This window comes from Methylorubrum podarium, assembly GCF_040270385.1.
Classification (GTDB): Bacteria; Pseudomonadota; Alphaproteobacteria; order Rhizobiales; family Beijerinckiaceae; genus Methylobacterium; species Methylobacterium podarium.
Genome location: NZ_JBELQE010000052.1, coordinates 1 through 26,819, shown reverse-complemented (window position 1 = coordinate 26,819; position 26,819 = coordinate 1). Strand labels below are relative to the sequence as shown.

At 72.0% G+C, this 26,819-nt stretch carries 27 protein-coding genes; 14 read left to right on the top strand and 13 right to left on the bottom strand.

Features of this window, described 5'->3' with window-relative positions; genetic code table 11:
• Window positions 1-138 precede the first annotated feature (138 nt).
• From ABS772_RS08980 to hisN, 4 genes are all read left to right on the top strand, one after another.
• Complete coding sequence (locus ABS772_RS08980) at window positions 139-456, top strand: helix-turn-helix domain-containing protein (protein ID WP_350393870.1); 318 nt, start codon at window positions 139-141, stop codon at window positions 454-456.
• Window positions 453-1,220, top strand: a complete 768-nt coding sequence (locus ABS772_RS08975) for a LamB/YcsF family protein (RefSeq protein ID WP_350393868.1) — start codon at window positions 453-455, stop codon at window positions 1,218-1,220. Before ABS772_RS08980 ends, ABS772_RS08975 begins: the two co-directional genes overlap by 4 nt.
• A gap of 264 nt (window positions 1,221-1,484) precedes the next feature.
• Window positions 1,485-3,530 carry an AI-2E family transporter gene (locus ABS772_RS08970; RefSeq protein WP_350393866.1) on the top strand — a complete coding sequence of 682 codons (2,046 nt, stop codon included), beginning with the start codon at window positions 1,485-1,487 and terminating at the stop codon, window positions 3,528-3,530.
• 96 nt (window positions 3,531-3,626) lie between these two features.
• Window positions 3,627-4,418 carry a histidinol-phosphatase gene (gene hisN, locus ABS772_RS08965; RefSeq protein ID WP_350393864.1) on the top strand — a complete coding sequence of 264 codons (792 nt, stop codon included), beginning with the start codon at window positions 3,627-3,629 and terminating at the stop codon, window positions 4,416-4,418.
• Here hisN and ABS772_RS08960 read toward each other — a convergent pair.
• Window positions 4,408-5,391 (bottom strand): alpha/beta hydrolase, encoded by a 984-nt coding sequence (locus tag ABS772_RS08960; protein WP_350393862.1) that lies wholly within the window; start codon window positions 5,389-5,391, stop codon window positions 4,408-4,410. The genes hisN and ABS772_RS08960 overlap by 11 nt on opposite strands.
• Before the next feature lie 182 nt (window positions 5,392-5,573).
• Between ABS772_RS08960 and ABS772_RS08955 the strand changes: the two genes are divergently transcribed.
• On the top strand, window positions 5,574-6,044 hold the full coding sequence (locus tag ABS772_RS08955; protein WP_183436965.1) for an Hsp20 family protein: 471 nt from the start codon (window positions 5,574-5,576) through the stop codon (window positions 6,042-6,044).
• A gap of 77 nt (window positions 6,045-6,121) precedes the next feature.
• Here the strand turns inward: ABS772_RS08955 and ABS772_RS08950 are convergent, their stop codons facing one another.
• From ABS772_RS08950 to ABS772_RS08940, 3 genes are read right to left on the bottom strand one after another with little or no spacing between them, the layout of a single operon-like run.
• On the bottom strand, window positions 6,122-6,436 hold the full coding sequence (locus ABS772_RS08950; RefSeq protein ID WP_350393860.1) for a hypothetical protein: 315 nt from the start codon (window positions 6,434-6,436) through the stop codon (window positions 6,122-6,124).
• 45 nt (window positions 6,437-6,481) lie between these two features.
• The gene (locus ABS772_RS08945) at window positions 6,482-6,895 is read right to left on the bottom strand and encodes a cupin domain-containing protein (RefSeq protein ID WP_350393858.1); all 414 of its coding nucleotides are present in this window, start codon (window positions 6,893-6,895) and stop codon (window positions 6,482-6,484) included.
• A 3-nt stretch (window positions 6,896-6,898) separates the two neighbouring features.
• Window positions 6,899-7,333, bottom strand: a complete 435-nt coding sequence (locus ABS772_RS08940; RefSeq protein ID WP_350393856.1) for an RNA polymerase subunit sigma-70 — start codon at window positions 7,331-7,333, stop codon at window positions 6,899-6,901.
• Window positions 7,334-7,682: 349 nt separating this feature from the next.
• On the opposite strand from ABS772_RS08940, the gene ABS772_RS08935 reads away from it, so the two are divergent.
• Window positions 7,683-8,552 carry a Kdo hydroxylase family protein gene (locus tag ABS772_RS08935; protein ID WP_350393854.1) on the top strand — a complete coding sequence of 290 codons (870 nt, stop codon included), beginning with the start codon at window positions 7,683-7,685 and terminating at the stop codon, window positions 8,550-8,552.
• Here ABS772_RS08935 and ABS772_RS08930 read toward each other — a convergent pair.
• Window positions 8,542-9,636 carry an AI-2E family transporter gene (locus ABS772_RS08930; protein WP_350393853.1) on the bottom strand — a complete coding sequence of 365 codons (1,095 nt, stop codon included), beginning with the start codon at window positions 9,634-9,636 and terminating at the stop codon, window positions 8,542-8,544. The genes ABS772_RS08935 and ABS772_RS08930 overlap by 11 nt on opposite strands.
• 308 nt (window positions 9,637-9,944) lie before the next feature.
• Here ABS772_RS08930 and ABS772_RS08925 point away from each other — a divergent pair, with 308 nt between their 5' ends.
• The 7 genes from ABS772_RS08925 (at window position 9,945) to ABS772_RS08895 (ending at window position 15,092) form a co-directional block, all read left to right on the top strand.
• On the top strand, window positions 9,945-10,430 hold the full coding sequence (locus tag ABS772_RS08925) for a hypothetical protein (protein ID WP_350393851.1): 486 nt from the start codon (window positions 9,945-9,947) through the stop codon (window positions 10,428-10,430).
• A gap of 250 nt (window positions 10,431-10,680) precedes the next feature.
• Window positions 10,681-10,977 carry an acyl carrier protein gene (locus ABS772_RS08920; protein ID WP_003601886.1) on the top strand — a complete coding sequence of 99 codons (297 nt, stop codon included), beginning with the start codon at window positions 10,681-10,683 and terminating at the stop codon, window positions 10,975-10,977.
• Window positions 10,978-11,005: 28 nt separating this feature from the next.
• Entirely contained in the window at window positions 11,006-11,470 is a 465-nt protein-coding gene (locus ABS772_RS08915; protein WP_238256953.1) for a 3-hydroxyacyl-ACP dehydratase FabZ family protein, read from the top strand.
• On the top strand, window positions 11,467-12,612 hold the full coding sequence (locus ABS772_RS08910) for a beta-ketoacyl-ACP synthase (RefSeq protein WP_350393847.1): 1,146 nt from the start codon (window positions 11,467-11,469) through the stop codon (window positions 12,610-12,612). Before ABS772_RS08915 ends, ABS772_RS08910 begins: the two co-directional genes overlap by 4 nt.
• Before the next feature lie 138 nt (window positions 12,613-12,750).
• Complete coding sequence (locus ABS772_RS08905; protein WP_238256951.1) at window positions 12,751-14,037, top strand: beta-ketoacyl-ACP synthase; 1,287 nt, start codon at window positions 12,751-12,753, stop codon at window positions 14,035-14,037.
• On the top strand, window positions 14,034-14,795 hold the full coding sequence (locus tag ABS772_RS08900; RefSeq protein ID WP_350393845.1) for an SDR family NAD(P)-dependent oxidoreductase: 762 nt from the start codon (window positions 14,034-14,036) through the stop codon (window positions 14,793-14,795). The genes ABS772_RS08905 and ABS772_RS08900 overlap by 4 nt, the downstream gene beginning before the upstream one ends.
• Window positions 14,796-14,807: 12 nt before the next feature.
• On the top strand, window positions 14,808-15,092 hold the full coding sequence (locus ABS772_RS08895; RefSeq protein WP_238256949.1) for an SH3 domain-containing protein: 285 nt from the start codon (window positions 14,808-14,810) through the stop codon (window positions 15,090-15,092).
• A 19-nt stretch (window positions 15,093-15,111) separates the two neighbouring features.
• Here ABS772_RS08895 and ABS772_RS08890 read toward each other — a convergent pair whose 3' ends face one another.
• Entirely contained in the window at window positions 15,112-18,696 is a 3,585-nt protein-coding gene (locus tag ABS772_RS08890; protein WP_407942975.1) for a PAS domain-containing protein, read from the bottom strand.
• 382 nt (window positions 18,697-19,078) lie between these two features.
• Between ABS772_RS08890 and ABS772_RS08885 the strand changes: the two genes are divergently transcribed.
• Complete coding sequence (locus ABS772_RS08885; RefSeq protein ID WP_350393841.1) at window positions 19,079-20,101, top strand: zinc-binding dehydrogenase; 1,023 nt, start codon at window positions 19,079-19,081, stop codon at window positions 20,099-20,101.
• A gap of 19 nt (window positions 20,102-20,120) precedes the next feature.
• Here the strand turns inward: ABS772_RS08885 and ABS772_RS08880 are convergent, their stop codons facing one another.
• From ABS772_RS08880 to ABS772_RS08850, 7 genes are all read right to left on the bottom strand, one after another.
• Window positions 20,121-21,008, bottom strand: coding sequence for a LysR substrate-binding domain-containing protein (locus tag ABS772_RS08880; RefSeq protein WP_350393839.1), 888 nt, complete (start codon window positions 21,006-21,008; stop codon window positions 20,121-20,123).
• A gap of 316 nt (window positions 21,009-21,324) precedes the next feature.
• On the bottom strand, window positions 21,325-21,768 hold the full coding sequence (locus ABS772_RS08875; RefSeq protein WP_350393837.1) for a DMT family transporter: 444 nt from the start codon (window positions 21,766-21,768) through the stop codon (window positions 21,325-21,327).
• An 18-nt stretch (window positions 21,769-21,786) separates the two neighbouring features.
• On the bottom strand, window positions 21,787-23,004 hold the full coding sequence (locus ABS772_RS08870; protein ID WP_350393835.1) for a Gfo/Idh/MocA family protein: 1,218 nt from the start codon (window positions 23,002-23,004) through the stop codon (window positions 21,787-21,789).
• 117 nt (window positions 23,005-23,121) lie between these two features.
• A complete protein-coding gene (locus tag ABS772_RS08865; protein WP_238255223.1) occupies window positions 23,122-23,562 on the bottom strand; it encodes a cupin domain-containing protein in 441 nt (146 codons plus the stop codon).
• Complete coding sequence (locus tag ABS772_RS08860; protein ID WP_350393833.1) at window positions 23,559-25,220, bottom strand: DUF4166 domain-containing protein; 1,662 nt, start codon at window positions 25,218-25,220, stop codon at window positions 23,559-23,561. Before ABS772_RS08860 ends, ABS772_RS08865 begins: the two co-directional genes overlap by 4 nt.
• A gap of 23 nt (window positions 25,221-25,243) precedes the next feature.
• Entirely contained in the window at window positions 25,244-26,143 is a 900-nt protein-coding gene (locus ABS772_RS08855; RefSeq protein ID WP_407942976.1) for a hypothetical protein, read from the bottom strand.
• Between the two features lie 14 nt (window positions 26,144-26,157).
• Window positions 26,158-26,595, bottom strand: a complete 438-nt coding sequence (locus ABS772_RS08850; RefSeq protein ID WP_350393830.1) for a hypothetical protein — start codon at window positions 26,593-26,595, stop codon at window positions 26,158-26,160.
• Window positions 26,596-26,819: the final 224 nt, after the last annotated feature.

Genomic DNA, 26,819 nt, shown 5'->3' with positions numbered 1-26,819 from the left:
GAAAAAGAGAAGGGGGTCGGGTAAGGATAACGCTCGATCTCCGGCCCGGCTGAGCCGATGGGGGCGTGCTTACGGTCACGCCCCCATCGCGTCAACCGGAAACTTGAAAATTCTTTCAGTTTCGCCCATCTCCCATCCATGAACGCATCCGCCATCACCCCCGCCCAGATCCGCGCCGGCCGCGGCCTTCTCAAGTGGACGCAAGGGGCTCTGGCCCATCGCGCGGCGGTCTCGGTCGTGACCCTGAACATGATCGAGAGCGATCAGGTCGCCCCGCGCGCAAAGACCCTCGACGCGATCCGCTCGGTGCTCGAAGGGGAGGGGATCCGCTTCATCGGCGATGAGGCGGAAGGGTTCGGCGTGATGATGCGGCCGAGGTCCGGGTCATCGCCGGCCCACAGCCGATCCGAGCCGCGGCAGGCGAAGGCGTCGAGATCCATGCGGGCGGCCGAGTGAGCGCCCGCATCGACCTCAACGCCGATCTCGGCGAGGGTTTCGGACCCTGGCGCACGGGCGACGACGCCGCGCTCCTCGACATCGTCACCTCGGCCAACGTCGCCTGCGGCTTCCACGCGGGCGACCCCGACATCATGGTCGAGACGGCCGTCGCCGCGAAGGCGCGGGGCGTGGCGATCGGCGCCCATCCGGGTTTTCCGGATCTGCGCGGCTTCGGTCGGAACCGGATTCAGGAAAGCCCCAAAAGAATCGAGCGCGACATCGCCTACCAGATCGGCGCGCTCCGGGCCTGCGCGGCGTTGGCGGGCGCCCGCGTCACCCACGTCAAGGCGCACGGGGCGCTGGCCAACCTCTCCAACGAGGACGAGGCGGTGGCCGAGGCGCTCGCCCGCGCCGTGGCCGGCGTCGATCGGAGCCTCGCCCTGGTGGTGATGCCGGGGCTTCCCGCCGAGCGGGCGGGGGAGCGCGCCGGGCTCACCCTCGTGCGCGAGATCTACGCCGACCGCGCCTATGCGGAGGACGGCACCCTCGCCCCCCGCGGCTCGACCGGCGCGGTGATCCATGACGCGGAGGAAGCCGCGGCCCGCGTCGTCCGCATGGCCGGGGAAGGCGCGGTCTTCACGTCGAGCGGACGACGCCTTCCGGTCGCGATCGACACGGTCTGCGTTCACGGTGACAATCCCGAGGCTCTCGCCATGGCACGGGCCGTGCGCGCCGGGCTCGAGCGGGCCGGTTTTAGCCTGCGCCCCTTCGCGGAATCTTAGGCCGCGTCTTTCGCGGAGCCTCGAAGACCGGCCACGTTACGGCGACGTTTCAGGGATCGAATTCGGCCCGCTCACGGTTTCTTGAGCTCAGGTGCCTCCGGGCGCTGGCCCGTGCGCCGACCCGCGACGACGGCCGCCCGGACCGGGTGCCGACGGTCGTGCGGAACACGCGCGGACCCTCGTGAACAGGACCGGGGCCCGCGTCGCGAAGCGATCCGCCGGGCCTCGGATGAAGCGTGGCGTGAGAGGGAAGTTCGGCCTGACATGAAGCGCATATCCCCCGCCGAGGGCTTCATCGTGCCGCCACGCCCCACGCGGGTCGCCGCCGCCGAGACGCCCAAGGGTCCGCTCGCCTCCTCCCTCGTGGTCTTCGCGATCATCGTCGCGGGCCTGTTCCTCGCGCGCGAGGTGCTGATCCCCATCGCGATCGCGGTGCTCCTGTCCTTCGTGCTCGGCCCGCTGGTGAATTTCTTGCGGCGGCTGCGGCTGGGGCGGGCGGTGGCGGTGCTTGTCTCCGTGCTGTTCGCCGCCGGCCTCATCGCCGCGGTCTCCACCGTCATCGGCGTGCAGGTCGCCGAACTCGCGCAGGACGTGCCGCGCTACCAGCGCACCGTCGAGCGCAAGATCGAGGGCCTGCGCAACGGCTCGCTCGGCCAGACGATGGACTACATCGCCAACATCAACCGGGCGATCCACCAGGGCGGCGAGGAGAACAAGGAGAGCGCCGAACGGGCCAAGGAGCAGATCAAGCGCGAGCAGGCGGCCCGCGACAATGCCCGCAAGGCCGAGCCGGAGCCGGCCAAGCCCCTGGTGGTGCAGGTGGAGGAGCGGCGCCCGAGTTCGCTCGAACTCGCCACCACGGTCCTCTCGCCGGTGGCGCAGCCGCTGGCCACCGCCGGCATCGTCATCGTCGTCCTCCTGTTCATCCTGATGCAGCGGGAAGATCTGCGCGACCGCCTGATCCGCCTCGCCGGATCGAGCGACCTCCACCGCACCACCGTGGCGATGGACGACGCGGCGCGGCGGCTCTCGCGCTACTTCCTCGGCCAGCTCGCCCTCAACACTGCCTTCGGCATCGTCATCGGCGTCGGGCTCTGGTTCATCGGCGTGCCGAGCCCGGTGCTGTGGGGCATCTTCGCGCTGGTCATGCGCTTCGTGCCGTATATCGGCGCCGTCCTCTCGGCGGTGCTGCCGATCGCGCTCGCGGCCGCCGTCGATCCGGGCTGGAGCATGATGCTGGCGACCTTCCTCCTCTTCGCCCTCGTCGAGCCCATCGTCGGCCATGTCATCGAGCCGCTGGTCTACGGCCACTCCACCGGCCTCTCGCCCTTCTCCGTGCTGGTCTCGGCCCTGTTCTGGACCTGGCTGTGGGGACCGGTGGGACTGCTGCTCTCGACGCCGCTGACCGTCTGCCTCGTCGTGCTCGGGCGCCACGTCGATCGGCTCGAATTCCTCGACGTGCTGTTCTCGAACCGTCCGGCCCTGACCCCGGTCGAGAACTTCTATCAGCGCATGCTCGCCGACGACCCGGAGGAGGCACAGGAGCATGCCGACCTGATCCTGCGGGAATGCTCGCTCTCGGCCTATTACGACGACGTGGTGCTGAAGGGTCTCGAACTCGCCGCCCGCGACGCCGCCCGCGGCGTGCTCACCCCCGACCAGAAGGACGAGATCCGCGCCTCGATCACGGCGCTGGTGGAGGAACTGGAGGATCGCGCGGACGCGGTCCCCGATCCGGCCTCCAAGGCGAGCCGCCTGATCCCCGACGCGACGAGCGAGGGGGAGAGCGCCTGCAAGAGCGATCCGATCCCCGAGCCCAACCCCGACGAATTGCCCGACGCGTGGCGGCGCGACGGCGCGGTGCTCCTCGTCTCCGGCCGCGGCTTCCTCGACGGCGCGGCCACCGCCATCGCCGACCAGCTCCTGCGCAAGCGCGGCTTCGGCACGAGGCAGGTGCCCTTCGCCGAGGTCGCGAGGGTGCGCATCGGCGGGTGGGAGCCCGGTCCGGCCCAGGCGATCTGCGTGATCTCGCTGGCGCTCGGGGGAGAGCCGACCCATCTGCGCCGCCTCGTCTCGCGGCTGCGCCAGAAGATCGAGACCGTGCCGATCGTCGCCGGGCTGTGGCGCCTCGACGAGCCGATGCTCTCCGACGAGGCGCTGCGGGCCAAGCTCGGGGCGGACGACCACGTCACCTCCCTGCGCGACCTGATCGAGACGATCCTCGCCATCGCCCGCCACGGCACGCCGCAGGGGCCGCAGCGCCAGGAGGCGGCCACGCCGCCGCGGCAGGCGCTGCCCGAACCGGTCTGAAGGGAAAGGCTTGAAGAAGGGAACGGCTCGGGACGGGTTGACGGCACCGCCTCGCGGCGTCTTCGTCTCAATCCGTCAATGGGAGGCTGCCCCTCGATGAGCGTCGTCGATCTCGCCCGGTTCATGGAAGACCTCGCCACCCAGTCCGGGGCGGCGATCCTGCCGTTCTTCCGGGCGCATTTCGGCCTGGACGACAAGTCCCACGGGACGGGCCGCGCCTTCGATCCGGTCACCGAGGCCGACCGCGCGGCGGAGACGGTGATGCGGCGGATGATCAAGGATCGGCTGCCCCATCACGGCATCCTCGGCGAGGAGTTCGGCGCCGAGCGGGCGGATGCGGAATGCGTCTGGGTGCTCGATCCGATCGACGGCACCCGTGCCTTCATCAGCGGCCTGCCGACCTGGGGCACCCTGATCGGGCTCACCCATCACGGCGCGGCGGTGCGCGGGCTGATGCACCAGCCCTATCTCGGCGAGCGCTTCCTCGGCGACGGCAAGACCGCGACCGTGCGCAGCCCCAAGGGCGAGCGCCGCCTGCACACCCGCCGCAGCGAGGCGCTGGGCGACGCCATCCTCGCCACCACCGATCCGCGCCTGTTCGCCGAGGGCGAGGAGGCGGAGCGCTTCCGGGCGGTGGAGGGGCAGGTGAAGATGTCGCGCTACGGCGCCGACTGCTACGCCTACTGCATGCTGGCTGCGGGCCAGATCGACCTCGTGGTCGAGGCAGGGCTCAAGCCCTACGACATCGTCGCGCTGATCCCCATCGTCGAGGGCGCGGGCGGGGTCGTGACGCGCTGGGACGGCGGCCCCGCCACCGGCGGCGGCCGGATCGTCGCGGCCGGCGACCGCCGCCTGCACGAGGCGGCGATGCGGATCCTCAACCCGTGAGCGCCCGAGCCTCCTCGGCGACGGCCTGGTGGCCGTGGCCGGGGATGAAGGCGTCGAAGGCCGCCCAGAAGTCGGCGCGGATCGCGTCGCACTCGCTCAGGATCTCGTGGCGGGCGCCCGGCAGCACGATGAGGTTGCCGGTCTTGAGCCGGGCGACGAAGCGCTCGATCGTCGGCGTGCCGCAGACGGGGTCGGCCCCGGCCCCGATGATGAGGCAGGGCGTGCGGATCCGCCGGATCATCGCCGGATCCTGCAGCCGGCGCATCGCCCGGAAGGCGGAGGCGAGCCAGGCGACGGTCGGGTCGCCGACCGCCCCAGCGCCGACCTCGCGGGCGGCGGCGGCGTTGCGGGCGTAGCGCACCGGGTCGGTCGAGAGGCGGTTGCCGGGAAACGGCTTCGTCGCGATCGAGACCTTGCTGCCGGAGGGCACGTAGCAGCGCCCGAGGCCGAGCCGGTGCAGCCCGCGCGCGAGCAGCGAGACCGCCGCCGGCCAGCGCACCATGCGGATCGACAGCATCGGCGCGACGGTGACGAACCGCCGGAACGGCAGCCAGCCCTCCGCCGAGCCGGTCAGGGCCACCGCCCCGCCCATGGAATGGGCGAGCCCGAAATACGGCTCGGGCATCATCGGCACGAGCACCGCCTCGGTGATCGCCTTCAGATCGAGGCGGTAATCGTCGAAGTGGCGGACATGGCCCTTGTGGGCGTCGCGGACCTGCCGGCCGGAATCGCCCTGGCCGCGCCAGTCGAAGGCGACCACGCAGAAGCCGCGGGCGCGCAGGTCCGCGATCGTCTCGAAATACTTCTCGATGAACTCGGCCCGGCCCTGGAGCAGGCAGACCGTGCCCTTCACGCCGCGGGTCGTCGGCTGCCACGTCGCGACGCGCAGGGGCACGCCGTCGTCGGTCTCGACCGGCACGAGACGGGCACCGGGCGGCACCGGATTGCCGGGGGTGGGTCGCAAGGTCAGCACGGCAGGCGCTTCCGGCAAAAATTTTCGCTCAAGCTCACGCAAAAACCCCGCAAGCAGACCCTTGCGCGGTTTTCCGGGTCCACCAATATCAACCCTGCGCCGGCCGAGACGGCGGCGCGACGGTCCGGCCCACGGGCGGACCCGAATACATCGAGCATGTTGCTTCTTCTGGAGGATATGTGATGCGTCAGTTCGATCTGGCTCCCCTGTACCGTTCCACCGTCGGCTTCGACCGCCTTTTCGCGGCCCTCGACGGTTTCGTGAGCGCCGAGGCTGCTCCGACCTATCCGCCCTACAACATCGAGCGCACGGGTGAGAACGTCTACCGCGTCACCGTCGCGGTGGCCGGCTTCACCGAGGCCGACCTGTCGATCGAGGTGAAGGAGAACGCGCTGACCATCAAGGGTGAGCGCAAGCCCGCCGAGGGCAAGTCCGCCGAGGTTCTCTACCAGGGCATCGCCGCCCGCGCCTTCGAGCGCCGCTTCCAGCTCGCCGACCACGTCCAAGTGACCGGCGCCGTGCTCGAGAACGGCCTCCTCCACGTCGATCTCGTCCGCGAGGTCCCGGAGGCGAAGAAGCCGCGGCGCATCGAGATCGCCAGCCGGCCGTCGAGCCAGCCGGTCATCGAGGGCTCGGTCCAGCAGGCCGCGTGACCGCCCGGCCGCGAGGCTGACAATCCCACAGCGGAGCGCCCCGGCCGTCCCGGCCGGGGCGTTTTCGCGCGGATCGGTCAGAAATCGCCAAAGCGGTCGCCGCGGCTCGGCTCGTAGCAGGTGAAGCCGACGAAGCAGCCCGGCGTGTCGCGGGTCGGCACGAAGGCGCGCCGGCCGATCTCCGTCGCCTCGCAGAACGAGCGGTCGCGCACGAAGCGGTCGTAGGTCGCCCCACCGGTGCCGAGCACCGCCGCGCCCTGCCGCGTGACCAGGGCGCGGGCCTGGGCGCAGGTGAGATTCGTGGTGGAGGGGCGCTGCGCCAGCGCAGGCCCGCTTCCGGCGATGAGCAGGGCCACGCAGAGGGAGGCGCAGCGCGAGGGGAAGCGTCGCATGGAAAGGGTCCGGCGCGAGGAAAGCTGCCTCCTCAACAGCGCCGGTCACGGATGTATCCCGTCGAGGTCCGGCAGCAAAACGACGCTCTCCTGCTCGTTCGGATCGGTGCGGGCGATGATCGCCGTGCAGGGCTCGCTCGGGCTCGGATTGTAGGGCAGGTGCGGCACGCCGGCCGGGATGTAGAAGTACTCGCCGGGCTTCAGCTCGGCGTGGTGCTCCAGCCGCTCGCCCCACCACGTGCAGGAGGTGCCGGCCAGCGCGTAGATCGCGGTTTCGTGGCCCTCGTGCTTGTGGGCCTTCGCGCGGGCGCCGGGCGGGATCGTCACCATCTGCAGATGGATGCCGGTCGCGCCCGCCGTCTCCGCGGAGATGCCGGGGGCGTAGGACAGGCCCTGCTTGCCGACGAACGCGTCGCCGGGCCGCACCAGGCGGCAGCGCGCCTCACCCGCCCCGGCCATCGCCTACAGATCCCCGAAGGCGAGCTGCCCCTGGGGCGCGGCCGGCTTCCGCGCCGCGCGAGGGGCCTCCTTGCGGGCGGACGGCTTCGGACGCGGCTTCGGGTCCGCCCGCATGCGCGCCTTCGCCCGGTCGCGGGCCACGGCCTCGGGGGCGTGCGGGTCGTCGTCGAGCCACTTGCCGCGCTTGATCACCTCGTTGACCCGGCCCTGGTTCACCCCGACCTTGAAGGCGATCTCCTGCTGGGTCATGCCGGTTGAGGCGTGCAGTTCCAGGATCGCCCGGGCGAGGTCGGGCGTCATCTTCTGGCCGGTGAGGCGCCGGGCCGGGCGGATGGTGCGGGTCTGCCGGTCGCGCTCGCGCAGGCGCTCCAGCAGGGCGAGCGCCATGTGCATGCCGTGCTCGCGCAGAGCCTCCTCGAATTCCTTCAGCGTCGCCATGGCCGGCTCCTCGTCCGGGGGGCGGACATCCGGCGGGGAAACGCCCCGCCCGCGTCGCAAGTTGCCTCTGCCCCAGGGTCGCGATCAGGAGACGCGCGCGCGGGCATCGGGGCAAGCCGACCGAATGCCTCGTCCACCGCAAAACGCCCGAGCCGTCCGGTGACGGTCTGCGGCGGGGGGCGTGTTGGCAGAGCCTGCGCCTGTCGGTTACACCGCGCACCATCCGAGACCATCGTCCTGGATACCGGATCCAGGACGATGGTCTCGGGTTTTGATCCCGCGTCGTCTGTTTCCGAAAGCCGGCCACCGCCTTTCGGGACGATGACCTATCGTGCGGAAGACACCAGCCATGATCAGCCCCGTCCTTCCCGTCTCCCGGTCCGAGGCGGTGCCGGGCGCGCCCGGCCTCGTCGAGGCGCTGGAGAGCGGCTCGGTCCTCGTCTTCCGCGACCTCGATTTCCCCTTCGACGCCTTCGAGCAGCGCTTTGTCGAGCGCCCCTTCGCCGACGGCAAGGCCAAGAACGTCGCGATCCGCAGCGAGAGCGCCGAATTGCGGGGCGGGGCCGGGAGCCCGGAGGAGCAGGCGCGCCTGCGCGACCTGCTGGTGCGCTACCGCCGCTTCGCGGAAAGTCTGATCGAGACCTATCTCCCCGCCTATCGCGGAAAGGTCTCGCTCGCCGGCACCTCCTACCGGCCGTTCGACGTGGACAAGCGCAAGCTGAGCTGGCGGCGCGACGACACGCGCATGCATGTCGATGCCTTCCCCTCCAACCCGATCGGCGAGCGGCGCATCCTGCGCATCTTCCGCAACATCAACGCCGAGGGGCAGCCGCGGCTGTGGCGGGTCGGCGAGGATTTCGGCTCGATGGCGGAAAAGTTCCTGCCGAAGCTGCCGGGCTATTCCGGCTTCTCGGCGAGCGTGCTGGCCGCGCTCAAGATCACAAAGGCGAAGCGCTCGGAATACGACCACCTGATGCTGCACCTCCACGACGCCCTGAAGCGCGACCTCGACTACCAGGCCAACGCTCCGCAGGCGGATGTGCGTTTCCAGCCCGGCGAGACCTGGGTGACCTTCTCCGACCTCGTGATGCACGGCGCCATGGGCGGGCGCTACATGCTGGAGCAGACCGCCTACATCGCGGTGGCCGACCAGGCCGACCCGGAGAAGAGCCCGCAGCGGATCCTGGCGCGCAAGCTCGGGCGGCCGCTCAAGCACTGAAAGGCCGCGCCGGCTCCTTCGGTCCTTCCGTCAGCTCCCGCCACAGCAGGATCAGCGCGGCCATCACCGCCGGGCCGACGAACAGACCGAGCAGTCCGAAGGTCTCGACGCCGCCGAGGATGCCGAGCAGCACCCACAGGAAGGGCAGGCGGGTGGTGCCGCCGATCAGCGCCGGGCGCACGAAGTGGTCGGCGACGAAGGTGACGACAAGGCCCGCCGCCACCACGATCACCGCGGGCACGACGGCGCCGCCGGCTAGGAGCAGCACGGCGGCGATCCCGAAGGCCAGCGGCGCACCGAAGGGGATCATCGCGGCGACCGCGGTGAGCGCCCCGAACAGCACCGGATGCGGGACGCCCGCGAACGCGTAGACGATGCCGAGAAGGAAACCCTCGCCGATCCCGACGAGGACGAGCCCGTCCACGGTGCCGTGGACGGAGGCCACCATCTGCCGCGCCACCCGCTCGCCGTGGGCCCCGAACAGGCGCTGGCTCGCCCTCAGCGCCTGCGCGATCACCGTATCGCCCTCGCGGAACAGGAAGAACAGCGTCAGCAGGCAGAAGCCGAACAGCACCACGCGGTGCACCAGCCCGACCCCGAGGGTGCGGGTGAGGTCGCGGTTCGAGGCGGTGTTGAGCCGCTCGGTCAATTCATGGGCGAACCCGGCATGGGCGAGGTTGGCGTTCCACCACGCGGTGACGGCGGCGGCGCCGTAGGGCAGGTGGGCGACGAAATCCGGCACCGGGATGCCGGTGCGCTCGGCCTCGCGGGCATAGGCGAGGAGGTCGTGCGCCTCGCGGCCCGCCTCGACCGCCAGCACGGCGATGGGCAGCAGCAGGACCAGGGCGACGAGGCCGGTGAAGACCGCCGGCCAGAGGATGTTGTGCCGCCCCGGCGGAAAGCGGCGGCGCGCGCGGGCGAAGAGCGGCCAGAGGGCGACGGCGAGCACCACCGCCCAGATCAGGGCGCGCAGGAAGCCCGACAGGAGATAGAGGCCCAGCGCCAGCAGCCCGGCGACGAGGAGGGCGCGCATCACCCTCTGGCTGCTGGCGGTCTCGCCCTCCATCGCATCGGTGCCGCGCATCGCCGCCTCGCTTCGTTCCGCCGAAAGGGCGGCGCGGGCAACCTATGGCGGCCGGCGCTGCAATCCAGAGGCCGCCTCGGCCGGCCGCGCGGTTGCGTCCTCGCCTCCGTCCGGGCCGGGGGGGCGTCCGCACGCTTGCAACGGCATTCGACCAGCTCCGCCGCCGCAACCTCGACCCCAGATCGGCTCTCAAAATCGGAACGAACTGCGAACAAAGGCTTGACCGATCGCGCGTGCGGACGCACTGTTCATGGAACGTTCCGGACCGATTCGCCGCCTCACCGCGGCGGGCAAGGCAGGAGGCTTCCATGATCGAGATCGGCTTCGACGACGACGGGCTCGACCGGCCGGCTTCCGCGGCGCAGCCTGCCCCCGACCGCGACTGGCGCATCCTCGACGACGGCCTGGAACATCGGGCGAACGGCTACTTCATCGCCCGCGAGGAGATCGCCAGCCGCCGCGGTGACGGGCTGTGGACCTGGCCGATGCAGCTCGCCGAGAAGGCGTGGTGCGCGCCGCTGGGCTTCCACCGCGTCTTCACCGCCGCGCTCGAGCGCTACGGCGTGGCGGCGGACGTGGAACTCGCGCGCTCCTTCGCCCTCGGCTTCGGCATCCAGGATGCGGGACAGCGGCACAACGACCGCTTCGTCGCCCTCGGCGAGCTGGTGCGCCCGCGCACGGCGGAGCGCAAGCGGGTGCTCTCGGGGGAGGGCCGCCGCACCGGCCGCGAGCGTCCGCGTCAGGGTGCGGACACCCGCGCACCGGCGCTCGACCTCAGCCGCTCGGCCGGCTGAGGGAGGACGGCGAAGGGAGGACGGCGACAGGGCCTGCGGCAGGGCGCGCCGAAAACCGGTGATGGTCCGGCGCGATGCCCGAGGTTGCCCGCGCTCCATCGCTTCGTGTAAGGGGTCGCGATCTTTTCAGAAGCGCCATCGGGAACCGGCGGCGAAGCGGGGCCGCAGACCGGCTCGGGCGCCATGGGGGCGTGCCGCGTGAGGGGTCGGCGACGCCGGACTTGAAGAATCGAGAAAGCGGCCAGCCCTAATGTCGAACGAGACCGCCACCTTCGACCGCGTCGCGGACATCATCGCCGAGACGGCGGACATCCCGCGCGACAAGATCACCCCCGAGAGCCACGCCATCGACGATCTCGGCATCGACTCCCTCGCCTTCCTCGACATCGCCTTCGCGGTCGACAAGGCGTTCGGGATCAAGCTGCCGCTGGAGCGCTGGACCCAGGAAGTCAACGAGGGCAAGGTCCCGGCCGAGCAGTACTTCGTGCTGAAGAACCTCTGCGCGCGCATCGACGCGCTGGTCGCCGAGAAGGCCGCCAAGGCCTGATCCGTCGGGCTCCAGGGATTCACGCGCGATGCGGCTCGAATATTTCGAGATGATCGATTCCGTGGTGCGGCTCGACCGCGCCGCCGGCCGCATCGAGGCGCGGGCGCTCGTCCCCGAGGCGAGCCCGGTCTTCGAGGGGCATTTCCCCGGCCACCCGCTGGTGCCGGGCGTACTCCTCACCGAGACCATGGCGCAGGCCTCCGGCTACCTCGTCCTCGCCCATCTCGACTTCGCGCAGATGCCGTTCCTCATGGCCGTGGACAAGGCGCGCTTCCGCTCCTTCGTCGGCCCCGGCGCCGCCCTCGACATCACGGCGAGCCTGGAGCACGACGGCTCGGGCTACGCGGTGACGAAGGCCGCGATCCGCCACGAGGGCAAGGCGCTCTGCGACGCGGAACTCCGGTTCCGCACCATGCCGTTCCCCGCCACCATGGAATCGTTGATCCGCGAACGCGCCCGGAAGATCGGCCTTCTCGAGGGAGACCAGCCGTGAGCCGCCAGCAGGCCCGCGACGTCGTCGTCACCGGGATCGGCCTCGTCTCCTGCGCGGGCGAGGGGATCGAGGCGCATCTGACGGCCTTCGCCTCGGACGCGCCGCCGCGCACGGATGCCGAGACCTTCGCGCCTTATCCGGTGCATCCGGTGGCGCCGCTCGCCCTCGACACGCAGATCCCGAAGAAGTCGGATCAGCGCCAGATGGAGCTCTGGCAGCGGCTCGGCGTCTACGCCGCCGGCCTCGCCCTCGACTCGGCCGGCGTGAAGGACGACGCAGGCTTCAAGTCGGCGCTTCCGCTCGTGGTCGCGGCGGGCGGCGGCGAGCGCGACTACGCGGTCGACGGCGCGATCCTCACTGGCCTGCGCGGGACGAACGAACCCGGCGCCTTCCTCAACGAACGGCTGCTGAACGACCTGCGGCCGACCCTGTTCCTGGCGCAGCTCTCGAACCTGCTCGCGGGCAACATCAGCATCGTCCACGGCGTCACCGGCGCCTCGCGCACCTTCATGGGCGAGGAGTCGAGCGGCGTCGATGCCTTGCGCATCGGCCATGCCCGGATCGCTTCGGGTCAGGTCGAGACGATGATGGTGGGCGGCTCGTACAACGCCGAGCGGCCGGACGTGATGGTCATCCACGAGATGGGCGGCTTCCTTCTCAAGAGCGCCTACCGGCCGGTGTTCGAGCGCGGCGGCGAGGGCAATGGCGGCTTCATCCTCGGCAGCGCCGCCGCCTTCCTCGTGCTGGAGGCGGCGGAGCATGCCGCGTCCCGCGGCGCCCGCGCCTTCGCCCGGCTGATGCCGGTGGCCAACGATCGGGTGGCCCGCGCGCCGGGCAGCGTCGCCGCGAGCCTGACCCGGCTGATCGGTGAGGCCGGGATCGAGCGGCCGGACGTGGTCCTCTCGGGCGCCACCGGCCTGTCCGACCTCGCCGCGGAAGAGATCGCGGGCATCCACGCGGCGCTGCCGGGGGCGGGCATCCGCGCCACGGGCGACGTGATCGGCCACCCGATCGAAGTCGCGGCCCCGTTCGGAGCGGCTCTGGCGGCCGCGCTCTGCGCGGTGGGCTCGGCTCGGGAAGTGGCGGTCACCTCCGTCGGCCACCGCCGCGGCGAGGGCGTGATCCGGGTGGTGAAGGTCTAGCGCATCGTCCCGAAAGGTGGTTGCCGGCTTTCGGAAAAACATGATGCGAAACGAAGAGCTCGAGCATCGTCCTCCGGACGGTGGCCGCCGTGGCCGTTCGGATGTGTCCGGGCGACGAAAGAATGGTCTGAGGCCCCGATGGCAGAACCGCGCTCCTCATCCACCCACGACGCCCAGGGACGCCCGCTCGTCGCGGTGACGGGCCTCGGCATCGTCACCTCGCTCGGCCGCGGCGTCGCCGAGAACTGGGACGCGCTCACCGCCGGGCGCTCGGGGATCCGGGCCATCAGCCGCTTCCCCACCGAGGGGCTGCGCACCCGGATCGCGGGCACCGTCGATTTCCTCGACACCGACCCGCTGGTGGCGCCGCTCCTGTCCGAGCGCTTCGCCATGGTCGCGGCCGAGGAGGCGGTGACGCAGTCCGGCATCGGCGCCGGCTTTCCCGGCGGCCTGTTCGTGGCGGTGCCGCCGGTCGAGATGGAATGGCCGCAGCGCCAGGCGCTGGCGGAGGCCGCGGCCGAGCCGGGCGAGGTGACCTATGCCGGCCTGCAGCGCGCCGCCGCGACCCGCCGCTTCGACGCGTGGCACGACCTGTTCATCTTCGGCACGGTGGCCGACCGGCTCGCCGACCGCTTCGGCACGCGCGGCTCGCCGATCTCGCTCTCGACCGCCTGCTCGTCCGGCGCCACCGCGATCCAGCTCGGCGTCGAGGCGATCCGCCGGGGCGAGATGGACGCCGCCCTGTGCATCGGCACCGACGGCTCGGTGAACCCGGAATCGCTGATCCGCTTCTCGCTGCTCTCGGCGCTCTCGACGCAGAACGACCCGCCGGAGGGCGCCTCGAAGCCGTTCTCGAAGAACCGCGACGGCTTCGTCATGGGCGAGGGCGCCGCCGCCCTGGTGCTCGAGAGCGCGGAATCCGCTAGGGCGCGCGGGGCAAAAATCCTCGGCTACGTGCTCGGCTGCGGCGAGAAGGGCGACGGCTTCCACCGCACCCGCTCCAGCCCGGACGGGGCGCCGGTGATCGCGGCGATGCGCGCGGCGCTCGACGATGCCGGCATCGGGCCGGATCGGATCGATCACGTCAACGCCCACGGCACCTCGACGCCGGAGAACGACAAGATGGAGGCGCTCGGCTGCTCGGCGGTGTTCGGCGAGCGGGTCGGACAGCTGCCGATCTCGTCCAACAAGTCGATGATCGGCCACACGCTGACGGCCGCCGGGGCGATCGAGGCGGTGGTCTCGCTGCTGACGATCCGCGAGGGCCGCATCCCGCCGACCATCAACTACGCGGTCCCCGATCCGGCGCTGCTCCTCGACGTGGTGGGAACCGCCCGCGACGCCCGCGTCGCGCGGGTCCTGTCGAATTCCTTCGGCTTCGGCGGGCAGAACACCTGCCTCGTCCTGGGAGACGAGCCGGCATGAGCGCGGAAAAGCGATCCGTCCTCGTCGTCGGCGGCGCCTCCGGGCTCGGCGCGGCGACCGTCCGCGCCCTGGCCTCGGCCGGCCACGCCGTGACCTTCACCTACCGCTCCTCGCCGGAGCGCGCGGCGGGGCTCGCCGACGAGCTGGTACGGGCGCACGGGGACGGCAGCGCCGCCGCCCGCGCCCTCGACCTGTCGGACCGCGACGCCGTGGAGGCGTTCTGCGACTGGGCCGAGACGCAAGGCTTCTACGGCTACGTCCACAATGCCGGCCAGTCGGCCGACGCGCTCGCGGCCATGCTCGACCGCGAGCGGTCCGAGGCCGCGATGCAGGTGAACTTCTGGTCGATGACCCGGATCGCCAAGGCGCTGGTGCGCGGGATGATCCGGGCACGCGCCGGCCGCATCGTCGCCATCGGCTCGGTGGCCGCGCTGCAGGCCAATGCCGGCAACGCCGCCTACGCGGCGACCAAGGGCGCCCTGATCGCCTATTGCCGGACGCTGGCGATCGAGTCGGCCAAGCGCGGGGTGACCGTCAACGTCATCGCCCCCGGCTTCATCGACACCGAGATGCTGGCGGCCTATGCCGGCCACCGCGAGGGCATCGAGCGCCAGATCCCGCTCGGGCGCTTCGCCCGGCCGGACGAGGTCGCGGCGCTGGCCGCCTTCCTGATCGGGGAGGGCGGCGCCTACATCACCGGGGCGGTGCTGCCGGTCGATGGCGGGCTGACCGCGATGATGGGCATCCATCGGACCTGACGCGCGCCCGCGATGACCCGCCTCCTGCCCGCCCTGACCCTCGCCCTCATCCTCGCGGGCGACCTGTCCGTCCGGGCGGCCGAGACGTTCCGGGTCGAGGGGCTGCCGCGGGACGACAGCCTGACGATCCGCGAGGCGCCGGATGCGGGCGCGCCGGCTCTCGGGCAGATCCCGGCCGGCCGCCGGGTGCTCGGCTTCGGCTGCACCAACGAGACGCCGAGCGGCCTGACATGGTGCCGGGTCCGGTTCGACCGCACCCTCGGCTGGGCGCGCCGCCGCTACCTGACGCCGGATTGAGCGCCGGCCGGGTGCCGCGTCAGCGCCCGGCCAGCAAGGTCTCGGCCAGGAAGTGGACGACGCGCCGCAGCTCGACCGGCTTCTGAAGCCGCTCCACATCCGCGAAGTCCGGCGGGATCACGCCCTCGTCGTAGCCCGTGATGAACACGAACGGCACGCCGCGCTCGCGAAGCAGGGCCGCCAGGGTGAAGGACGGCCCCGAGCCCAGGTTGATATCCACCAGCGCCGCCTCCGGAGCGCCGTCCTCGAGCGCGTCGCGGGCCGCCTCCTCGGTCGGGCAGGGACCGATCACCTCCGCTCCCGCGCTCAGCAGGGCGCGGGCGGTGTCGGTGGCGAGGTAGTAGTCGTCCTCCACCACGAGGACGCGGTGGCCGCTCAGTTCTGGTTCGCCGGTCATGTCGAGCGCTCCTCCGGACACGGTCGCGCGCTGCGGGGCATCCGTTTCCAGGATGCTCGCTCCGTCGCGCAGGGGAAATTCGAGCCGGCACCGGGCGCCGTCCGGACCGATCTCCAGACGGCCGCGCCCGCTCAGCTCGTAGGGCAGGCGGCCCTCGACCAGTTCGCGGCCGAAGCCGCCGCGAACGGGCGCGGCGTGCGCCCTTCGGCCCTCGTCCCGAGCCGCTCCCGGGCCGCCGGCCTCCACCCAGTCGAATCCCAGCCAGCGCTCGTCCTGCTTCTCGAACAGCGCCCAGCGCACCCGCACGCGGCCCTCCGGCACCGAGAGGGCGCCGTATTTCAAGGCGTTGGTCGCCAGTTCGTGCACCGCGAGCGTCAGGATCTCCGCCGCCTTGGGCGACAGCTCGACCTCGGGTCCGGCGAGGTCGTACTGGTCCTCGCGCAGGGCCTGGGCGCTGACCTCGTCGTGGACGATGGTGGCCACCGGCACGCCCGCGTTGGCGGAGCGGGTCAGCAGCGCCTGGACGCGGGCGAGCGTCAGGAGCCGGCCGCCGACGAGGGAGGCGTAGTCGGCCACGCTCTCCGCCCGCTCGCCGGTGCGGGCGACGATCGAGCGGGTCACCGCCATAATGTTGCGCACCCGGTGCTGCAGTTCGGCCAGCAGCACCGCCTGGTGCCCGGTCAGCAGCTTGGCCTCGGTGGTGTCGGACGAGAGGCCGCCGATGCGCCGCACCCGGCCCTGCTCGTCGCGCAGGGGGAAGAGCGTGCTGCGGATCCAGCGGAAGGCGCCGTCGCTCGGGCGCATGATGCGGAACTCGTTCAGCAGCGGCTCGCCGCTCGCCGCCCGCTGCAGGTTCCGCAGGGCGCGCTCGCGATCCTCCGGCAGCATGTGCCCGGCCCATCGCTGGACGTCGCGCCCGAGCACGTTCGGTTCGATGCCGTAGACCGTCCGCAGCGCCGGGCTGACGAACTCCATCTCGAGCGTCTCCGCGTCGCGGATCCAGAGCACGTCGGAGGACGCCTCGGCGAATTGCCGGAAGCGCTCCTCGCTCTCGCGCAGGCGCAGCTCGGCGCGCTTGGCGCGCAGGGCGTGCCAGATCGCCGGCGCCAGCGCCTCCGCCGCCTCGAGATCCTCCGGCCGGTAACCGCCCTCGCGGTTGCCGAGCCCGATCAGGCCCCGCGTCTTGTCGCCCTGCTTCAGCGGCACGCCGAGGAAGGCGGTCAGCGGCACGTGGTCGGCGGGGGTGCCGACGCGGTCGGGATGGGAGGCGGGGTCGTTGACGATGAAGCCTTCCCCGTCCCGCAGTACCCGGCCGTAGATGCCGTGGACCGCGAGCCCGAGCGCCATCTTGCCCAAAGGGAGGCTGCTGCTCCCCGTGGGCGTGCGGGCGGCATAGTGGGCCCGGCTCCGGTCGCTGAAGAACAGGCCGTCGAGGAGACCGGTCGCCTCGTCGATCTCGCCCATGAAGCCGATGGCGCTGCCGGTCAGCTCCTCGGCCACGTCGAGAGAGATGCGGGCGAGCTCCTCCTCGGACGACGCGCCCAGCGTCTCGCTGAAGACGAGGTTGATCGCCTGCAGGACGGCGTTGTTGCGTCGGACGCGCTCCTCGGCCTGCCGACGCTCGGTGATGTCGATCGCGACGCCGACGAAGCGGTCCTCGCCGAGCGGCTGTCCGGAACTGCTGAGCCAGCGATACTGGCCGTCGAAGCGGCGAGCGCGGGCCTCGTGCGTGAAGGGCCGGCGCTGGGCGTAAGCCTCCTCGAAGGCGGCGATGTGGGCCGCCGCGTCGTCCGGGTGCAGAAACCGCTCCCAGCCCCGCCCGGAGACGGCATCGAACGCGACACCGAAGAAGTCGAGATAGTGATTGTTGACGAAGATCGTGCCGCCCGCGTCCACGTCCCAGGTCAGGACCGGCGCGGCGTCGGCCAGGGTGCGCAGCCGCATGTCGGCGTCGCGCGCCGTCCGCTCGGCCCGGGCCCGCTCGATCGCCGCCCAGATGCGCTCGCCGGTCTCCCGCGCGAGGGCGATCTCCGCCTCGGTCCACTCACGGGGCGTCACCATGGAGACCGAGAGGGCGCCGACCAGTTCGCCCCGCTTGAGCAGCGGGATGCCGATCCACGCGACGAGGAGGCCTGTGGCCACGGCGGGTCGGTAACGTTCGGGAACGAGGGGCGACGTGGTGACGTCGGTGAAGGCGATCGGCTGACCCTGCTTGTAGAGGGGGATGCCCCACTCGATGAGAGACACGGGATAGGTGCCGACGAGCGAGGGCCGATCGCCGCTCACGTAATCCTGCCGGATGATCGCGAAGCCCTGCGCCTCGTAGAGTTCGATGTAGTAGGCGTAGTCCGCCTTCAGGTGCTCGCCGAGCAACCGGCAGGCCTCGCCCTGGATCGCGGCCGGATCGGCGAGGGGACGCAGGGCATCGCTCAGCCTGAGCAGGAAGGCCTGCTGCTCCTCGCGCTCGCGCAGGGCCAGTTCAGCGAGCTTGTACTCGTGGATATCCTCGCTCGTTCCGTACCAGCGGACGATGCGTCCCTCGCCGTCGCGGCGCGGCGTGGCCCGCGAACGCAGCCAGCGATAAGTACCGTCGCGCATGAGCACGCGGTGCTGCATGTCGGCGGGCTCGCCGGTGCGGACGCATGTGCTCCAGTGCTCGGCCATGCGGCCGGCATCGTCCGGGTGCTGCGCCGCCATCCAGCTCTGCCCCACGCCGGACAGGCCGGTCCATTGGTGGAACCGCAGCGGGCAGAAGTCGATGGTCCCGTCGGCCGAAGCGGTCCAGGAGATCTGGGGATTGGACTCGACCGTGTGGCGCAGGTGCTCCTCGCTCTCGCGCAGGGCCCGCTCGGCCAGCACCCGATCGGTGGTCTCGAAGGCCCCCATGTAGAAGCCGGCGATGCCCCCGCCCTCGTCACGTAGGGGCGTCCAGCTCGCGGTGTACCAGCCGAAGGGCCGTTCCGGGCGGGAGACGATGTCCCAGTAGCGATCGGTCGTGTGGCGTGCCTGTCCTTGGAGGAGCAGGTCGGCGATCTGACGGCCTTCCGGCGCGGGCCAGCAATCGACGAAGGAGCGTCCCAGCGGCGGCGGCTCGATCGCTCGCAAGACTTCGTCGTACTGGTCGTTATACATCACATTGAGATCCGCCCCCCAGGCGATGACGCCAAGATGGGGCGCGCCGAGCATCATCTCGACGACGGTCTTCAAGCTCTGCGGCCAGCCTTCGATCGGCCCAAGCGATGTGCGCGCCCAATCGAAAGCGCGAATACGCTCAGCCATTCCTCCACCGCGGGGCCAGTCGCTCGTCTCTCTGCGCATCTCTCCGTGTAGAGACACGCTTTGCCCCGAAAAGTCACTCACGCGGATTTGCGGATCTGTGACGGAATTGGAAAAGACCGATCTCGGGGCGCCGTGGGGTTTATGACCCGCTTGACCCGGATCATCCCCCTGCCGGCGGCGGCGCGGCCGGAGCCCTCCACGCCGCCGCCGTTTCGCGATAGGGAGACCCCGGCCACACCCGGCCGGCCTCCCCCAGGGATCCCGGTCGGGAGCGGCCGGCCCATCCCGACGGCAGACGAGATCACTTCAGATGCAAGCCCTCCAGCTCTTCGGCGACCGCGACCTGCGCCTCACCGAGGTCGAGCCGCCGCCCGCGCCCGGGCCGGGCGAGGTGCAGGTGCGGGTGCGCGCCGTCGGGCTCAACTTCATCGACGTGTGGGGCTTTCGCGGCATGGCGTTTGCCAAGCGCAAGCTGCCGCTCACCGTCGGCGCGGAGGCCGCGGGCGAGATCGCGGCGGTCGGCGAGGGCGTTGAGGGGCTGTCGGTGGGCGATGCCGTGGTGCCCTACGGCGCCCTGACCTGCGGCCGGTGCCGCGCCTGCCGCGAGGGCCGCGACAACCTGTGCGAGGACGTCTCCGGCGTGATGGGCTTCCATCTCGACGGCTTTTCCCGCGAGCGGGTGAACCTGCCGGCCCGCCTGGTCGTGAAGGTGCCGGCGGGCGTCGATCCCGTCCAGGCGGCCTGCGCCGGCATCGCCTTCGGCACCGTGCAGCACATGCTGTTCGACAACGCGCGGCTGGAGGCCGGCGAGTCGATCCTCGTCCATGCCGGCGGCTCGGGGATCGGCACGGCGGCGATCAAGATGGCCAAGGCGATCGGCTGCACCGTCTACACGACGGTGGGCGACGACGCGAAGGGCGAGAAGGCGCGCGCGCTCGGGGCCGACCACGTCATCAACTACCGCGAGGAGCGCTTCGAGGGCGAGGTGCGCCGCCTGACCAAGCGCAAGGGCGTGGACGTGGTGTTCGAGCATGTCGGACCCGAGACCTGGAACGGTTCGCTGCTCTGCCTGAAGCGCGGCGGACGGCTCGTCACCTGCGGCTCGACCTCGGGCGTCTCGGTGCAGATGAACTTGATGCAGCTGTTCCAGCAACAGTACCGCATCACCGGCTCGTTCGGCTGCCGCATCGCCAACATCCGCGAGAGCCTCGACAAGATGGCCGCGGGCCTCACCCCCGTCATCGATACGGTGCTGCCGCTGGCCGACTTCGCCAAGGGCCTGGAGCGGCTGGAATCGCGAAAGGTGTTCGGGAAGATCCTCGTGACGCTCTGACGCTCTGACGCTCTGACGCTCAGGCGAAGAGCCGGGTCGCGAGGCCGGGAAGGTCGCGGACACTGTCCGCCACGTGGCCCGCGAGCGCCCGCGCCGCGGGCCCGGCGCCGTCGCGCAGGCGCATCAGCACGTCGTAGCTGCCGAGCGGCGGCAGGGCCGCGATCCGCTGGAAGGGCGGGCGGGCGACGCTCGAGGGGAGCGGCGCCACCGCGAGGTCGGCCTCCACCGCCGCGATCTGTCCCTGGCAATGCTCGCTGGTATAGGCGATCCGGTAGGGGATGCCCGCCTGATCGAGCGCGTCGACCGCCGCCGCCCGCCAGGTGCAGCCGCCCTGGCAGAGCGCCAGGGGCAGGGGCCGGCGCGCCGCCGCGAGGCCGCCGCCGAGGCCGATCCAGACCAGATCCTCCGAATGGACGACCTGCGCCGCGCGGTTCGACGGGAGATGTCCCGTGTAGAGCACGAGGTCGAGGTCGCCCTGGGCGACCGCCTCGACCAGCAGGCGGCTCGCATCGAGCCGGACATCCACCTCGACCTGCGGGTGGGTGGCGGCGAAGCGGCGCAGCATGGCCGGCAGGGCGAACAGGCCGGAATCGTTGGGCGCGCCGAACCGCACCCGCCCCTCCATCGGCGGCGCATCGAAGAAGGCCACCACCTCGTCGTTCACCGCGAGCAGGCGGCGGCTGAGGCCGAGCAGCGCCTCGCCGTCGGCGGTCGGCACCACCGCGCGGGGCTGGCGCAGGAACAGCGCCCGGCCCAGGCGCTCCTCCAGCCGCTTGACCTGAAGGCTGACCGCCGAGGGTGTCCGCCCGACCCGTTCGGCGGCGCGGGCGAAGGTGCCGGCCTCGCAGATCGTCACGAAGGTGCGGACGAGATCGAGATCGAGGTTCGACGGATGGAGCGCGCTCACGGTCCGACTCCGGCGGAAGGGCAGTGCGATGAGCTTCGCTCATCGTTCTCGTAAGATCAATTCGTTCGACTCACGGCGTCGTCGGCCGCATCCTCGCCGCAGCAACAACGGAGGCAGCGATGATCGAGCGGTTCGGAGATGTCCTGCGTCGGGGAATCGACGGTCTCGCCGGGCGATGGCACCGCCGACGGGCGGCTTCACGCGCGGGACGGAGCCGAGCACTCACGGAGGCGCTGGCGGGCCTCGACGACCGGCTTCTCGCCGATCTCGGCGTGACGCGGACGGGCCGGTTGGTCGCCGACGGAGGCGGGCCGCCTCAGCGCAGGCAGACGAGAACGAGGCCGCCGATCATCAGCGCGCAGCCGAGGATGCGCCACGGGTCGGCGCTGTGCTGGGCGAACCCCACCCAGCCGAAATGGTCGAGCACCACCGAGGTGACGATGGCGGCCGTCACGGTGAGGCCGGTGAACACCGCGGCCCCCAGCCGCTCGGCGATGAAGATCGTGGCGAGCACGTAGGCCGCGCCCATGGCGCCGCCGAGCCAGGCCCACCACGGCACGCCCGCGAGCCGCTGGCTCCCCGGCCAGCCGATCCCGACGAAGGGCGCGGCGGCGAGGTAGACCGCGACGTTGGCCGCGGTGACGACCAGCGCCGCGAGGATCGGCTGGTCGAGCGCCTTGTTCAGCGAGGCGTTGGCCCCCGACTGCACCGTGTTGAGGATGCCGGCGAGGACGGCCACGGCGGCGATGAGGAACGGCATCGGTCGGCTCCGCGGAAATCAGCCCTCTCGCACGGTCATGTCCGGGTTGAGGTCGAGCCAGCGGCGCTCGCGGGCGGCGCGGTAGAGCGCCTCGATCAGGCGCACGTCGCGCAGGCCCATCTCGCCGGGGGTGCGCACCGCGGTGCCCTCGCTCACCGCCTGCGAGAAATGGTCGATCTCGCCGGTGAACTGGGCGGCGCTCGTCTCCTTCGTCAGCACCTCCTCCGACTTCGTCGCGTTCGCCACGACGAGGCGGTTGCCCTGATAGGCGGTGGCCGGATCGAGGGTGGCGACGAGCCGGTCGCCCCACAGGTCGATCCGCTTCTTGCTCGCGGTGTAGCCCGAGGAGATCGTCGCCCGCCGGCCCGAGGGGAAGGCGAGTTCGGCGGTGAACACGTTCTCGATCTCCGCGAAGCGCGGGTCGTCAGGGGGCGCGTGCATCGTCGCCGCGACGGCGCTGGGGCTCTCGCCGAGGAACCATTGCAGCCCGTTGAGGCAGTAGATGCCGATATCGACGAGCGAACCGCCGCCGGCCACCGACCGCTGCATCCGCCACCGGTCGCGGGGGAGGGCGGGGTCGAGGGGCCGGTGGTGGTCGGAGGAGGCGAACCAGACATTTCCGAGTTCGCCCGCGTCGAGCATCTCCTTGGCGCGAAGGTTGTGCGGTTCCCAATGCGCCCGGTAGGCGATCATCAGCTTGCGGCCGGCGGCCTTGGCCGCATCGATCATCCGCTGGCACTCGGCCGGCGAGTTCGCCATCGGCTTCTCGCAGAAGACGTGCTTGCCCGCCTCGAACGCCTTCACCGTGAGGTCGGCATGGGTGGCGTTTGCGGTGACGATGTAGACGACGCCGACCGCGTCGTTCTCGGCGAGCCGCCCCATCGTGTCGTAGCCGTAGAGCGCGTTCTCCCCGACGCCGAAGCGCGCGGCCACGGCCTTCGCCTTGTCGGCGTTGCCCGAGACCAGGGCGACTGCTCGGGAGCGGCGGGACCGGGCGAGCGCCGGCAGGACGTAGCCCTGCGCGTAGTCGCCGAGGCCGACCACGGCCCAGCCGACGCGGCGATCGAGCGGCAGCGGCGGCTCCTCCTCGAGCTTCGGCTCCGGGCGCCCGACGGGTGAGGTCGGGATCTCGCCCCCGCCGCCCTGCGCGGCGGCCCGGCCGGCGGTGATCACGGCGCCGAGGCCGACGGCCCCTCCGGCGAGGAACAGGCGGCGGGTTTTCGAGGGGATGTGCAAACACGCTCTCCGGGTGGCGGGCCAGACGCGGCAGGGCTCTCATCCGGGAACGTCCGGCCCGCCCCGGCCGCACTGCGGCATGATGCCCCCGACGGCTGCGCCCCGGTGGCCCGGCGTTCAGCGCCGCGGCGTCGGGCGCCAATCCTCGGGCGCCATCTCGAAGCCGGCGAACTCGAAACCCGGCGAGACGGTGCAGCCGACGAGCGTCCAGGCGCCGAGGCTGGTCGCCGTCTGCCAATGGCCCGCCGGCACCACGATCTGCGGGCGCTGGCCGCGCAGGAGGTCCGGCCCGAGATGGTGGGCGGAGGCATCGTGGCCGTTGGGGCTCACCGTGATCACCATCGGCGCGCCGGCATGCCAGTGCCAGATCTCGGCCGCGTCGACCCGGTGCCAGGCCGAAGTCTCGCCGACGCCGAGCAGGTAGTAGATCGCGGTGCCCACCGAGCGCCCCTCGACGGTGCGGGGATCGCGGAACGTCTCGCGGTAATGCCCGCCCTCCGGATGGGGTTGGAGCCCGAGGGCGTCGATCACCTGGGCGGCCGTCAGATCGTCGGTCATGGGATCTCTTCCTCTCTCCCGTCGCAGCGGACCAGCCAGCCGCGGTAATGCACGAGCAGCCCGACGAGCGGCAGGAACAGGGCCACGTCGAAGCGGAAACGGCCCTGCGCGTCGACCCGCTCGCCCGCCCGCGTCGTCGGCCGCAAGGCGCGCGGGAGCGGCAGCGGGCCGAGCCGCCAGCCCGTCACCGCCATGTCGAGCCCGTCCGCGCGGGCGCTCACCGCGAGATCCATCGCGAACGGGCCGAAATGCTCGCGCACCCGCCCGCTGCCATCCGGCCCGGCAAGCCGCATCCGGCTGGAGAAGCGGCGGCCGGGAAAATGCCGCGTCCAGCGCTCCGCGCCGGTCTCCGGGTCGGACTCCATGGTGACGCGGATGGGTCCGTCCGCCATGGCCGGCGGCAGCCGGAACACCAGGGCGACGAGGGCGACCAGGGGGCCGCGCCCGCGCAGAACCTCGGCCCGGCCGCGGAAGGCGCCGTCGCCGACGGCGCCGTGCAGGGCGCGCACCGCCTCCGGCATCCCCGCGAAGCCGGCGCCGAGCGCCCGCTCGAACAGCGGCACGGGGTGATCGGTATCGCGGCGGGTGCGGATGGCGAGGCGGTCCATCTCCGCCTCGATCGCCGCCAGCGGCAGCACGCCGACGCAGGGGCGGGCGCCGGGCGGGATCGGCGCGGCGGCGGGATCGGTGAGCCGGCGGATCGCGGCGAGCGCCGGCAGCGTCGGGACGAAGGGTCCGTCGCCGGCCTCCGCGACGAGGCTCCACACGGCGCGGCTCGGCCGTCCGGCGGCGTCGCGGCCCAGGACCTCGACGCTCATGCCGCCGCGGTCGCTGCCGAACCGGTCGAGCCAGCCCGCCATCGCCAGGAAAGGTCGAGCGAAGGGCAGGAGCGACGGCAGGAGGCGCCACCGCACCGGCAGGGTCGCGAGGCTCAGGCCCAGATGCAGCGCGGGCAGTTCGAGCCCGGCCCGGAACAGGGCCGTCCGCAGCGTGGGGAAGCGGGCGGGGAGGATGTCGAGGTCGGGCGTCTCGCACAGGCTGGCGAAGCGCCGGCCGAGGCCCGGCACGGTGATCCGGTCGAGCAGGCCCCAGCCGGGCCGGTTCTGCCACGTGCCGGCCCGCAGCACGCGCACGGGCCGCCCGGCATAGGAGAGGATCGCGCGCATCACCGAGAGGCCGCGGGGCGCCCGGTTGCCCGGCACGATGGCGACCCGCACCGTCTCGACCGAGCGCCAGCCCGCGGTGAGCGCGTCGAGCGCCGCGTTCGACAGGGCCGGGGTCGAACTCGCGCCGGTGAGGGCGACGACGCCCGCGGCCCGCGCCGCCGCGTCGAGGGCAGGGAACGCCGCCACGAAATCGCGCCCGTCGGCGAGGTCGAGATAGGGCAGGCCGGCCTCGATCGCCGCGCGGGCGAGCGCCGGCACGCCGCCCTGGAACGGTCCGGCAGCATCGACCACGACCGCCGCGCCGAGCGCCCGCAGCTGTGCGGCCTCCGCTTGCGTCGCATCGAGGCGCGCGGCCCTCCCGCGCCCGTCCGGCACGGTGCGGGCGACGGCCTCCGCCCGCGCCAGGTCGCGGCCGGCGACGATCACGCGAAGGTCGGTGGTGGCGGCGAGGCCGGCGACGAGCCGCGCCCCGAAGGCGCCGGCCCCGCCCACCACGAGGATGGCGGGCGGCTGCGTCAGGGAATCGCCCCCTGCGGCAGGGCGGAGCCCGGCGCGCGCGGCGGCGGGAGATGGGGAGCCGGCTTCACGCCGGCGGCCTTCGCGGCATCGCGCGCCGCGGCCTTGGCGGCCTTTTCCGCCTTCTCCGCCTCCGCCGCGACGGCTTCGGGCGTGGGCGCCATGCGGCGGGCCTTCGGCGGCGGCAGGAGCTTGCCCGAGGGCGCGGCGCCGCATTCGCGGAAGCGGAGCTCGGCCAGGGGCTCGCCGGTCTCCGCGTTGATCGGCAGGTTGTCGGGGAGCGGCACCAGGGACGCGTCCCACTGGATCCTGCCGCCGATGGTCCCCTCCAGCGTCGCCGGGGATCCGCCCCGGCGCAGGGACAGCAGGTCCGGCCCGTAGGCGGTGGCGACCTTGCCGGCGACCACGACCTGGAGGACGCGGGTCGTGTCGGGGGTGAGCGGGCGCAGGGGGTTGTCGATGGTGATGGCGCCGCTGCGGGTCACCCACAGCTCGATGGTCTTGGCGATGCTCGTGGCGGTGCCCTGGTAGCGGACGGCCTCGCCCGGTTCGCAGGCGACCGGCGGCGCGGCGAAGTTCGTCGCGGCCGGCGCCGGGACGGCGGACGGGATCGGATTTGCCGCCTGCTTCGGATCCGCAGCCCTGGCATCCGCGGGCGCCGCCTCGGCCGGCCGCGATGCGGGCTTGGCCTCGGGCTTGGCCTCGGGCTTGGCCTCAGGCTCGGCCTGCGGCTTCGGACGGGGCTTGGGCCGCGGCTTGGGCTTGGGTTTGGGCTTCGGCGCTTCCGGCACCGCCTCGGACTCGGCGGGCGCCTCGTCCTGCGCGAGAGCCATGGGAATCATCGCCGGGCCGAGCGCCATCCAGGCCGCAAGCACGGTGATCGGACCGAGCCGTCTCATCAGACTCATCGGGTTCATCGAGCCGTCCGGTGCTTCGCCTCGTTGGGCGGGGTCGGGGCGGGCTCCAGCGTCTGCTTCAGCGCCCGGTCCTGCTGGTCGAGAAGTTGATCGAGCATCCGGCTATCGAGTTCTTCCGCGTCGAACCTTCGGGAATCCCCGGGGTCGCTCCCGTGCACGGGACGTGCGGAGGTGTCCACCACCTCGCCCTCGATGATCGGACCGTCGGCGGTCCCGCCATCGATGACGCGGGCGTCGAGCACCTGCGCCCCGCGGTCGATCGGACTGGGTTGCCGGCCGATCAGCACCTTGGAGACGGCATCCGCGTCGTCGGCCCACTCCTCCTCGCGGGGGAGGCGCAGGGGAGGCCGGCGCGGCCCTTTGGAGAGTGTGACCACGAAGATGCAGGCGAGCAGGGTCGCCGCCACGGCGGCCAGGATCACCAGGGTTTCCATGATCGGGCCGACCCTAGACCGGATCGCGCGCCGTTGCACCTGCTGGGGACACGGCCTCCCATTCGGGAACGGTCCTTGCGTCGCGGGCCGAAGGGTGAGAACCGCGTGGTCGCCTCCGCCCGACGGTCACCGGCCGCTCACGCTCAGGAACGCTCGATGCCCCTCGAAGACCCCCGCTCCGGCCAAGCGCAGCCTCCCGCGCCACCGCCGCCACGAGCCGATTC

Excerpts from the sequence above, each read along its gene's own strand:
- ABS772_RS08850 (WP_350393830.1), bottom strand. The coding sequence starts at position 26,595 with ATGGAAACCCTGGTGATCCTGGCCGCCGTGGCGGCGACCCTGCTCGCC.
- ABS772_RS08955 (WP_183436965.1), top strand. The coding sequence starts at position 5,574 with ATGCGTCAGTTCGATCTGGCTCCCCTGTACCGTTCCACCGTCGGCTTC.
- ABS772_RS08855 (WP_407942976.1), bottom strand. The coding sequence starts at position 26,143 with ATGAGACGGCTCGGTCCGATCACCGTGCTTGCGGCCTGGATGGCGCTC.
- ABS772_RS08875 (WP_350393837.1), bottom strand. The coding sequence starts at position 21,768 with ATGCCGTTCCTCATCGCCGCCGTGGCCGTCCTCGCCGGCATCCTCAAC.
- ABS772_RS08900 (WP_350393845.1), top strand. The coding sequence starts at position 14,034 with ATGAGCGCGGAAAAGCGATCCGTCCTCGTCGTCGGCGGCGCCTCCGGG.
- ABS772_RS08930 (WP_350393853.1), bottom strand. The coding sequence starts at position 9,636 with ATGCGCGGCACCGATGCGATGGAGGGCGAGACCGCCAGCAGCCAGAGG.
- ABS772_RS08940 (WP_350393856.1), bottom strand. The coding sequence starts at position 7,333 with ATGGCGACGCTGAAGGAATTCGAGGAGGCTCTGCGCGAGCACGGCATG.
- ABS772_RS08945 (WP_350393858.1), bottom strand. The coding sequence starts at position 6,895 with ATGGCCGGGGCGGGTGAGGCGCGCTGCCGCCTGGTGCGGCCCGGCGAC.
- ABS772_RS08925 (WP_350393851.1), top strand. The coding sequence starts at position 9,945 with ATGATCGAGATCGGCTTCGACGACGACGGGCTCGACCGGCCGGCTTCC.
- ABS772_RS08905 (WP_238256951.1), top strand. The coding sequence starts at position 12,751 with ATGGCAGAACCGCGCTCCTCATCCACCCACGACGCCCAGGGACGCCCG.
- ABS772_RS08865 (WP_238255223.1), bottom strand. The coding sequence starts at position 23,562 with ATGACCGACGATCTGACGGCCGCCCAGGTGATCGACGCCCTCGGGCTC.
- ABS772_RS08915 (WP_238256953.1), top strand. The coding sequence starts at position 11,006 with ATGCGGCTCGAATATTTCGAGATGATCGATTCCGTGGTGCGGCTCGAC.
- ABS772_RS08920 (WP_003601886.1), top strand. The coding sequence starts at position 10,681 with ATGTCGAACGAGACCGCCACCTTCGACCGCGTCGCGGACATCATCGCC.
- ABS772_RS08970 (WP_350393866.1), top strand. The coding sequence starts at position 1,485 with ATGAAGCGCATATCCCCCGCCGAGGGCTTCATCGTGCCGCCACGCCCC.
- hisN (WP_350393864.1), top strand. The coding sequence starts at position 3,627 with ATGAGCGTCGTCGATCTCGCCCGGTTCATGGAAGACCTCGCCACCCAG.
- ABS772_RS08895 (WP_238256949.1), top strand. The coding sequence starts at position 14,808 with ATGACCCGCCTCCTGCCCGCCCTGACCCTCGCCCTCATCCTCGCGGGC.
- ABS772_RS08935 (WP_350393854.1), top strand. The coding sequence starts at position 7,683 with ATGATCAGCCCCGTCCTTCCCGTCTCCCGGTCCGAGGCGGTGCCGGGC.
- ABS772_RS08980 (WP_350393870.1), top strand. The coding sequence starts at position 139 with ATGAACGCATCCGCCATCACCCCCGCCCAGATCCGCGCCGGCCGCGGC.
- ABS772_RS08950 (WP_350393860.1), bottom strand. The coding sequence starts at position 6,436 with ATGCGACGCTTCCCCTCGCGCTGCGCCTCCCTCTGCGTGGCCCTGCTC.
- ABS772_RS08885 (WP_350393841.1), top strand. The coding sequence starts at position 19,079 with ATGCAAGCCCTCCAGCTCTTCGGCGACCGCGACCTGCGCCTCACCGAG.